The 9,461-nt window shown below is 73.4% G+C and carries 9 protein-coding genes; 6 read left to right on the top strand and 3 right to left on the bottom strand.

The window, feature by feature from the left end; translation table 11 throughout:
- Window positions 1-621: 621 nt before the first annotated feature.
- From ACXJKG_RS16085 to ACXJKG_RS16075, 3 genes are read left to right on the top strand one after another with little or no spacing between them, the layout of a single operon-like run.
- Window positions 622-1,029, top strand: coding sequence for an FKBP-type peptidyl-prolyl cis-trans isomerase (locus ACXJKG_RS16085; RefSeq protein WP_456846754.1), 408 nt, complete (start codon window positions 622-624; stop codon window positions 1,027-1,029).
- Between the two features lie 58 nt (window positions 1,030-1,087).
- A complete protein-coding gene (locus tag ACXJKG_RS16080) occupies window positions 1,088-1,918 on the top strand; it encodes a MerR family transcriptional regulator (RefSeq protein WP_456846753.1) in 831 nt (276 codons plus the stop codon).
- A 33-nt stretch (window positions 1,919-1,951) separates the two neighbouring features.
- Entirely contained in the window at window positions 1,952-2,863 is a 912-nt protein-coding gene (locus tag ACXJKG_RS16075) for a transglutaminase-like domain-containing protein (protein WP_456846752.1), read from the top strand.
- Between the two features lie 118 nt (window positions 2,864-2,981).
- On the opposite strand, the gene ACXJKG_RS16070 is transcribed toward ACXJKG_RS16075, so the two are convergent.
- From ACXJKG_RS16070 to msrA, 3 genes are all read right to left on the bottom strand, one after another.
- A complete protein-coding gene (locus tag ACXJKG_RS16070; RefSeq protein ID WP_456846751.1) occupies window positions 2,982-4,226 on the bottom strand; it encodes a D-arabinono-1,4-lactone oxidase in 1,245 nt (414 codons plus the stop codon).
- Window positions 4,227-4,235: 9 nt separating this feature from the next.
- Complete coding sequence (locus ACXJKG_RS16065) at window positions 4,236-5,072, bottom strand: CPBP family glutamic-type intramembrane protease (RefSeq protein WP_456846750.1); 837 nt, start codon at window positions 5,070-5,072, stop codon at window positions 4,236-4,238.
- Window positions 5,073-5,482: 410 nt separating this feature from the next.
- Window positions 5,483-6,151, bottom strand: a complete 669-nt coding sequence (gene msrA, locus ACXJKG_RS16060; RefSeq protein ID WP_456846749.1) for a peptide-methionine (S)-S-oxide reductase MsrA — start codon at window positions 6,149-6,151, stop codon at window positions 5,483-5,485.
- Between the two features lie 229 nt (window positions 6,152-6,380).
- Here msrA and ACXJKG_RS16055 point away from each other — a divergent pair, with 229 nt between their 5' ends.
- From ACXJKG_RS16055 to ACXJKG_RS16045, 3 genes are all read left to right on the top strand, one after another.
- Window positions 6,381-7,613, top strand: coding sequence for a cystathionine gamma-synthase (locus ACXJKG_RS16055; RefSeq protein ID WP_456846748.1), 1,233 nt, complete (start codon window positions 6,381-6,383; stop codon window positions 7,611-7,613).
- A complete protein-coding gene (locus ACXJKG_RS16050; RefSeq protein WP_456846747.1) occupies window positions 7,610-8,866 on the top strand; it encodes an AI-2E family transporter in 1,257 nt (418 codons plus the stop codon). The genes ACXJKG_RS16055 and ACXJKG_RS16050 overlap by 4 nt, the downstream gene beginning before the upstream one ends.
- Window positions 8,863-9,461: threonine ammonia-lyase (locus ACXJKG_RS16045; RefSeq protein ID WP_456846746.1), on the top strand; the 599-nt coding region annotated here is incomplete at its 3' end. The genes ACXJKG_RS16050 and ACXJKG_RS16045, both read left to right, overlap by 4 nt.

Here is a 9,461-nt window from a genome sequence, read left to right as displayed (position 1 = left end):
CGCCCGCGCTCGGCGACCAACGCCCGCGCTCGGCGACCAACGCCCGCGCTCGGCGACCGACGCCGGCGCTCGGCGCCGGCGAGAGCGCTCGGCGACTGACGACGGCGCTCGGTGCCGGCGAGAGCGCTCGGCGACTGACGACGGCGCCCGGCGCCCGGCGCCGGGCGCCCGCGAGAGCGTTCGGGGACCGACGACGGCGCTCGGCGGCCGAAGACAGCGCTCGGCGACCGACAGCGGCGCTCGGCGACCGACGACGGCGTCCCGCAGACGACCGCGCGTTCGGTACCCGAGCGCGGCCGGGCGTCGCCAGATGCGGGCCTCCGTCACCGAGCGCGGTCGCCGCACGACAGCGCTCGGTGACCGGCGAGAGCGCTCGGTGACCGGCGACGGCGCTCGGTGACCGGCGAGAGCGCTCGGTGACCCGCGACGGCGCTCGGCGACCGGCGGGAGCGTTCGGGGACCGACGACGGCGATCGGGGACGAGGGGAGGCGCTCGGCGTGACGGGCACGCGGGCACGCGCGGGGCGCGCCGGTCGGCGGTGGGCGCCGGGGCCGGTTCGGCGGGTGTCGGTCCGGGTTGGCAAGATGGTCGCGCACTGTCATCCACTGAAGGAGTACGTCATGTCCGCAGCGCTGCCCGAGGCATCGGGATCCTTCGGCCAGAAGCCGACCCTCACGTTCCCGGACGCGCCTGCGTCGCAGGAGCTCGAGGTGGTTGTCCTCTCCCGCGGCGACGGCGCCCTGGTCGAGGCTGGCGACGACCTCGAGGTCCACTACCTCGGACAGAGCTGGAACGGGCGGGTGTTCGACAACTCGTACGACCGCGGCTCCTCGATCAGCTTCCCGATCGGCGTCGGCGCCGTCATCGGCGGCTGGGACGAGGGCCTCGTCGGCCAGCAGGTGGGCTCCCGCGTGCTGCTGTCGATCCCGTCGCACCTGGGCTACGGCGACCGCGGCGCCCCGCAGGCCGGGATCAAGGGTGGCGACACGCTGGTCTTCGTCGTCGACATCGTCGGCACCAGCAACTGATCGTCCCGGCGACGGCCCCCTCTGCTCCGGCGGCGGGGGCCGTCGCTATCCTCGGGCCGTGGCCGCCGACGGCGAGGTGACGATCGGGGAGCTCGCGCGCCGGTCCGGGCTGTCGCTCAAGGCGCTGCGGCTCTACGACGCCCGCGGGTTGCTCGAGCCCGTCCGCGTGGATCCTGGCAGCGGGTACCGGTACTACGACCTCGGCCAGCTGGAGCGGGCGCACACCATCGCGCTGCTCCGGCGGCTCGAGATGCCGCTCGGGACGGTCGCCGACGTGCTCGCGACGACGAGCAGCGGGCAGGCTGCCGCGATCCGGTCCTGGTGGGACGGGCGGCAGCGGGACCTCACCGAGCGTGGCCCGGCGCTGGACCTGGTGCTGCACGCGCTCGGGGAGCCGGCCGGGTACGCGCAGACGGGCCGGTTCGGGGTGGACGACGTCGTGGTGGAGCCGGTGGCCGCGCGGACGGTGGCGTCGGTCCGGCACCACGTGCTGCAGGAGGACCTGGTGGCGTCGTTCGCGTCGGACGTCCTGGAGATCCGCGCGTTCCTCGACGCCGCGGGTGCCGAGTACGGCACGGAGTTCTGGGTGCTGTTCCACGGGGCCGTGGGCTTCGACGGGGACGGACCCATCGAGACGTGCGTGCCGTACGAGGGTGCGATCGCGCCCGCCGGTGCCATCACGTTGCGGCAGGAGCCCGCGCAGACCCTGGCGTACGTCCCGGTCACCGCGGCCGACTGCCGGTACCCCGAGATCATCGGCGCCTACGTCGCGCTGGAGACGTGGTTCGTGTCGGGCGGGCGCGCGCAGGGCGGTCCTGAGCGCGAGATCTACCCCGTGCCGTGGTCCGACGAGGGTGTGGTCGCGCACGTGGCCCGACCGGTCGCTTGACCCTGCCCCTGGGGCAGGCTGCAGGCTGACCGCATGCCCGAGCTCGCCGACTACGCCACCCACAGCCGCTACTCCGACCCCGGTCCGCACGGCGCGCTGCTCGCCGCCGTGGCCCCCGATCCGGGGGCGTTGCACCAGGCCGCGTGCAGCACGGTCATCCACTACCGGGCCGGCGTCGAGCAGCTGTCGCCGGGGCAGGACGCCGACATCGACCTGCGCTGGCTGTCCGCGGTCCTCGAGGAGGCGCAGCAGCGGTCCGCCGGTCCCTTGAGCGCACCCCGGGAGCCGGGCCGGCAGATCGCCGGGTGCTGCCGGGACCACACGCTGTTCGCCGTCGCGGTGCTGCGCGAGCACGGGATCCCTGCGCGCAGCCGGGTCGGGTTCTCCGGCTACTTCCGCCCCGGGTTCCACCACGACCACGTGGTCGGCGAGTACTGGGACGGGTCGCGCTGGGTCCGCTTCGACCCCGAGCTGAACATGGCCGAGAACTGGTTCGGGTTCGACTCGCACGACATGGCGACCGGGCTCGGAGCGCCGTTCGAGACCGCGGCCGAGGTGTGGCTGGCGCACCGACGCGACGGCCTCGACGTCTCGATGTACGGCGTCGACCCCTCGATGCCGGAGCTGTGCGGTCCCGAGTTCGTCCGCGGGTACGTGGTGACGGAGCTGGCCCATCGGCAGCGCGACGAGCTCCTGCTCTGGGACGTCTGGGGCGACACCCTGCCCGGGACGCCGACGCCCGCCGACGAGCTGGACCGGCTCGCCGACGAGGTCGCTGCGCTGCTCGTCGCGGCCGATGCCGGCGACGACGCGGCCGAGGCGGAGCTCGCCCAGCGGTACGCGGGCGACCCGCGGCTGCAGCCCGGCGCGGCCGTCGTCACCCTGTCGCCGACGGGGCGTGTCGGCGACGCGGACCTGGTCGCGAAGGTCAACCGCTGGCGCTAGCCGGCGGAGGCGCAACGTCCGAGGACGAGAGGGCTCCAGCGCGTACATCCTCGGACGTTGCGGAACTGGCTCGCCGAACGTCCGAGGAAGAGAGGGCTCCGAGGGTGGCAGCGCGGCTCTAGAGGACGTGGCGGTCCAGGTACGCGTTGCGGAAGACGCCGTCCGGGTCGGTGCGGGCCACGAGCGAGCGGAAGTCCTCCCAGCGCGGGTAGAGCCGGGCGAGGTCGCGGTCGGTGTCGATGAAGACCTTGCCCCAGTGCGGTCGGGCGTCGAACGGGGCCAGCGCGGCCTCGATCGTCGGCAGCAGGGCCTCGACCTCGGCCTGGCGCGGCAGCCAGGTGAAGTGCAGCCCCACGCGGTCGCCGCCCTGCGCGGTGGACAGCCAGAGGTCGTCGGCGGCGATCGTGCGCACCTCGGTGACCTGCAGCAACGGAGCGATGCGGTCGCTCAGCCCGCGCATCGCCTCGAGAGCGGCGACGGCGTGGGCGCGGGGGACCAGGAACTCGGACTGGATCTCGGCGCCGTTGCTGGGCGTGAAGTCCATGCGGAAGTGCGGCAGGCGGTCGTGCCACGGCCCGGGCTCGCCCAGCTGGGCGGTGCAGTTGACGGGGTCGATGCCGGGCAGCGGGTGGCGCGGGCCGTCGGCGGGCGTCGTGCCGTAGAAGTCCGGGCGCAGGTCGTAGGAGTCGGTGACGCGGGTCTTGCGCCAGACCTGCTGGATGGTGTCGCCGGTCCAGTCGGTGAAGAGGCTCACGGAGTCGGCGCTGGAGGTGATCTCGTCCAGGTGCTCCAGGGCCTCGCGCCAGGGGAGCTCGAGGTGGACCTCCTGCGCGACGTCGTACGTCGGCTCGATGTCGAGGGTCACGCGGGTGGCGACGCCGAGGGCGCCGAGCGCGACGACCGAGCCGTCGAAGTCCTGGTCGCCGCGTCGGACGGTCCGGATCGTGCCGTCGGGACCCACGAGCTCGAGCGCGGCGACGGCCGCCGCGAGGTTCCGCGACCCGTCGCCCGAGCCGTGCGTGGCGGTGGCGACGGCGCCGGCGACCGAGATGTGCGGCAGCGACGCGAGGTTGTGCACGGCCCAGCCGGCCGGGTGCAGGTGCTGGGCGAGCGTGCCGTACCGGGTCCCGCCCGTGACCGTGACGGTCCGGGCCGCCTCGTCGATCTCCGGCGCCGCCTCCAGGCCGTCCAGAGTGACCAGCGCCGCGGGATCGTCGGCGATGTCGTTGAAGCAGTGCCGCGTGCCCAGGGCACGGATGTTGCGCGCACGCGCGACGGTCTCCTGCAGCTCCTCGACGGTGCGGGGGCGGTGGATCTCCGGCGCCCGGTAGGTGTAGTTGCCGGCCCAGTTCGTCAGCGTCACCAGGCCAACCTACGGCCCGCCGGTGACGAAGAAGTCGAACAGGCTCGGGTCGTGGGCGTGCACCAGCACCAGGAACACCACCAGGTCGAACGTCAGGTGGATCGCCACCACGTAGCTCAGCGACGACGTCCGCCGGAAGATCCAGCCCTGGATCAGCGCGAACGGGACGGTCAGCAGGGGCCCCCACGACCGGTAGCCCAGCTCCCACAGGAACGACACGAAGACGGTCGCCTGCAGCACGTTGGCCAGCCAGAACGGGAAGTGCGCCCGCAGCAGCGCCAGCACGACGCAGATGAAGAACAGCTCGTCCCAGATGCCCACCGCGTTGACGCCGACGAACAGCCGCACGATGTCGTGCGTGCCGTCGAGGTCCGGCCAGTTCTGCCAGACGCCCGAGCGCAGGAAGTACGCGGGCAGGATCAGGTAGGCCGCGACCGCGACCGCGCCGAGGTACACCCACTGCCAGCGTTCCCAGCGGCGACCGGTGCGGACCGGGAAGTGGATCTTGTCGTCCCTGAGCACGCGGGTCGAGATCAGGGTCGGCACGACGACGGCCAGCCCCAGCGCGACGGTGAACCGCGCCATGCCGGCGTTCGACAGGTCCGCCTTCAACGAGATCGTGCTGATGATCACCTGCCCCAGCGCGACGAGCGCGAGGTCCTTGCCCAGGCGCTTGTCGACGACCAGCCCGAGGCCCACGCCCAGGACGAGCGGGACGTAGCCGAGCGGGCGGACGTGCACCGCGAACAGCAGGACGGCGGCGCCGCAGACGAGGGCGGCCGCGAGGATCCCGGCGGCCGTCGTCGCCGTCGTGCTGTCCGTGCGGCTGGGTGCCGCTCCGCTCATGTGACGACACCCTCGGGTCGGCGTGCCGGGAGGTGTGGGGTCACGTGGGGCAGTCTGTCGGCTCCGGCGGATCGCGTCGAGATGGACGTCTGTGCAGGTGGACCGCGGTCCAGCGCGGAGTGGACGCCCGTGGACGAGTGCCGCCGGGCGTCGATACGTTCGCCAGGGAACGGCAGGGGGAGCACCCCGGTCGTTCTGCCACGAACGACGCCGAAGGGCGGCCGGCAACGGTCACGGGGGACTCCGCAGCCGGCCCCGCGGCGGGTGGGTGACCGACAGCGGGGGCAGGTCGGTCACCCGCCCGCCCTCTGCCCGGCGTACAGCCGCTGAGACGCAAGCGCCCCGCCCGCCGGAGGACGGCGAGCGGGGCGGGCGTGCGTCGGCGGCCCGGTAGGCGAGCCGTCGACGGCTCAGGCGCCGGTCGGTCGCGGGCAGCTGACGCCCGTGCCACCGAGGCCGCAGTAGCCGTTCGGGTTCTTGTCGAGGTACTGCTGGTGGTAGCCCTCGGCGTAGTAGAACGCGCCGGCATCGTCGGCGGACCGGATCTCCGTGGTGATCGGGCCGAAGCCGACCCGGGTCAGGCGCGGCTGGTACTCGTCACGGGTGGTGCGGGCGGCGAGCTCCTGCTCCGGCGTGGTCGTGTAGACGGCGGACCGGTACTGGGTGCCGACGTCGTTGCCCTGCCGGTAGCCCTGCGTCGGGTCGTGGGACTCCCAGAACGTCCGGAGCAGGTCCTCGGCGCTGACGACCGACGGGTCGTACGCGACCATGACCATCTCGGTGTGACCGGTCCGGCCGGTGCAGGTCTCCTCGTAGGACGGGAAGGGCGTGAACCCGCCCTGGTAGCCGACCGCCGTGGTCACGACGCCCGGGATCTTCCAGAAGGTGCGCTCAGCACCCCAGAAACACCCCATCGCGACGTAGAGGACCTCGGTCCCCTCGGGCCAGGGGCCCTGCAGCGGGGTGCCCAGCACGGTGTGGGTCGACGGGATGCTGTAGGCGTAGCGGTCGCGACCCGCGAGGGCGCTCTCCGGCTCGACCATCGTGGACTTGAGTGCGGATCCGAACAGCCAGCTCATGAGTCTGTTTCCTCTCCGGGAGCCCGGTTGGTCACCTGGGTCCTCCCGGCGATGTCAACGGCCTCCATCGTCCTCCTGTTCCCGATTCCGGGTGCGATTCGTGGGTAAGTCTTGACCGAACCAATACCAGACCATCGGCGCACCATCGCATGACCCGGAGCGCACCGGCGGCGCACCGAAACGCCGTCCGGTCAGGGCCGCAGCCCCCCGAGCGCCTAGCCTGGGAGGCGTGACGAACCACGCGCACCCCCACGACGACGACTGGGCCTCCGCCGGCTTCTCGACCCGCGCCATCCATGCAGGTCAAGAACCGGACCCCACCACCGGAGCGGTCGTCCCGCCCATCTACGCGACCTCGACGTACAAGCAGGACGGGGTGGGAGGGCTGCGCGGCGGGTACGAGTACTCGCGCTCGGCCAACCCGACCCGCACCGCGCTCGAGTCGGCGCTCGCGGCCGCCGAGGGGGGATCGGCGGGCTTCGCGTTCTCGTCGGGCCTCGCGGCCGAGGACACGCTGCTGCGCGCGACCCTGCGCCCGGGCGACCACGTCGTCATCCCGAACGACGCCTACGGCGGCACGTACCGCCTGATCGCCCGGGTCTTCGGGCCGTGGGGCATCGAGCACACCCCGGTCGACCTGTCGGACCCCGACGCGGTGCTCGCGGCGATCCAGCCGGGCCGGACCAAGGTCGTCTGGGTGGAGACCCCGACCAACCCGCTGCTCGGCATCGCGGACATCGCCGTGCTGGCGGCGCACGCACGCGCCGCGGGGGCGCTCCTGGTGGTCGACAACACCTTCGCGACGCCCTACCTGCAGCAGCCGCTCGCGCTGGGCGCGGACGTCGTCGTGCACTCGACGACCAAGTACATCGGGGGCCACTCGGACGTCGTCGGCGGCGCGCTCGTCGTCGCGGACGGCGCGCAGCTCCCGGTCGGGCTCGACGGACCGACGGGCACGACGAGCCTCGCGGACGCCGTGCGGTTCCACCAGAACGCCTCGGGCGCGGTCGCCGGGCCGTTCGACGCCTGGCTGACGCTGCGCGGGCTCAAGACGCTCGCGGTGCGCATGGACCGCCACACGAGCAACGCCCGGGCGATCGCGGACTTCCTGGTGGGGCACGACGCCGTGACCTCGGTGATCTACCCCGGGCTCGAGAGCCACCCGCAGCACGAGGTCGCCGCCCGCCAGATGAGCGGGTTCGGCGGGATGATCTCGTTCCGCACGGGGAGCGAGGCGTCGGCGCTGGCGTTCTGCGCGGCGACGCACGTGTTCACGCTCGCGGAGTCGCTGGGCGGCGTGGAGTCCCTGGTCGAGCACCCGCACAAGATGACCCACGGGTCGGTCGCGGGCACCGAGCTCGAGGTGCCGGACGACCTGGTGCGTCTGTCGGTCGGCATCGAGGACGTCGCGGACCTGATCGCCGACGTCGAGGCCGCGCTGGCCGCCGGGCGCGACGCGTGAGCGCGCCCGCGCCCGTCGAGGAGGCGCGGCCGGTCCCGGGCAGCTCCGTGCCGCCGTCGGTGCGCAACGCCGCCTCCTGGTCGTGGCGCCTGCTGCTCATCGGCGCCGGCCTGGCCGTGCTGCTCTGGCTGCTCAACGAGCTCAAGGTCGTCGTGGTCCCGATCGCGGTGGCGCTGCTGCTCACGGTGCTCCTCGCGCCGTTCGTCGGGTGGATCGAGCGGCGCACGCCGCTGCCCCGGGTGGCGGCGGTGGCGGTCGCGCTGGCCGGCCTCGTGGTCATCGTCGGCGGGCTGCTGACGCTCGCCGGACGGTCCATCGTCAAGGGGTTCGGCGAGCTGTGGGACCAGGCCGCGCAGGGCATCGACAAGCTGACCACGTCCCTGGCGGAGGGGCCTCTCCAGCTGACCACCACCGACATCTCCGGCTGGCTGGACAAGATCCAGGGCTCGCTGAGCGGCGGCAGCTCCGAGCTGGTCTCCGGCGCTCTGCACGCGACCACGACCGTCGCGCACGTCGCCGCCGGCGCGCTGATCGCGCTGTTCTGCACGTTCTTCTTCCTGCTCGACGGCCGCGTGATCTGGGCGTGGGTGGTCGGGCTGCTCCCGCGCGGGTCCCGCGAGCACGTGCACCAGGCGGGCCGACGCGGGCTGGTGACGCTCGGCGCGTACACGCGCACGCAGATCCTGGTCGCGGCCGTCGACGCGATCGGCATCGGGCTGGGCGCGGCCATCCTGCAGGTCCCGCTCGCGCTGCCGCTGGCCGTGCTGGTGTTCCTGGGGTCGTTCATCCCGATCGTCGGCGCGGTGGTCACCGGGTCCGTCGCGATCCTGGTCGCGCTCGTCTCCAACGGCCCGGCGTCGGCGATCTGGATGCTCGTCGTCGTCATCGTCGTCCAGCAGCTCGAGGGGCACGTGCTGCAGCCGTTCCTCATGGGCCACGCGGTGTCGCTGCACCCGGTCGCCGTGCTGCTCTCGGTCGCGGCCGGCTCGTTCGTCGCGGGGATCGTCGGGGCACTGTTCGCAGTGCCGCTCGTCGCCACCCTGAACACCGTGATGCTCTACCTGCACGGGCACGACAAGTTCCCGCAGCTGGGCACCGACGACCACGTCCCCGTGCGCGGACGCGGGCACCCCGTGCTCGACCGCGCGATCGCGCAGGTGGCCGAGGCGACGTCGGAGCAGGTGGCGACCGAGGCCGAGGCCGCGTCGCACACCGACGGCACCGCCACCGACGACGGGACGGGCGCCCGATGATCGGGCTCGCCGACGTGCGGGCGGCCGCTGCGCTGCTCGACGGCGTCGCCGACCGGACCCCGGTGCAGCTGAGCCGCGCACTGTCGCAGGTCGTGGGGGCCGACGTGTGGCTCAAGTGCGAGAACCTGCAGCGCGCGGGCTCGTTCAAGCTCCGGGGCGCCTACGTCCGGATGGCGCGGCTGTCCCCGGAGGAGAAGGCGCGCGGGGTCGTGGCGGCGAGCGCCGGCAACCACGCGCAGGGCGTCGCGCTGGCGGCCCGGATCCTCGGCCTGACCGCGGTCGTCTTCATGCCGGCCGACGCCGCCCTGCCCAAGATCGCGGCCACCCGCGACTACGGCGCGCGGGTCGAGCTGGTGGGCGCGAGCGTGGACGACGCCCTCGTGCACGCCCGCGAGTTCGCCGACCGGACCGGTGCGATCCTCATCCACCCGTTCGACCACGAGGACGTCGTCGCCGGTCAGGGCACCATCGCCCTCGAGATCGTCGAGCAGGTGCCCGACGTGTCGACCATCGTGGTGCCGATCGGCGGGGGCGGGCTGGCCGCCGGCGTGGTGGCGGCCGTCGCGGAGCTGCGGCCGGACGTCCGGGTGATCGG

The organism is Cellulomonas sp. P5_C6 (assembly GCF_054049635.1).
This window is presented reverse-complemented; position numbering and strand designations above follow the sequence as displayed.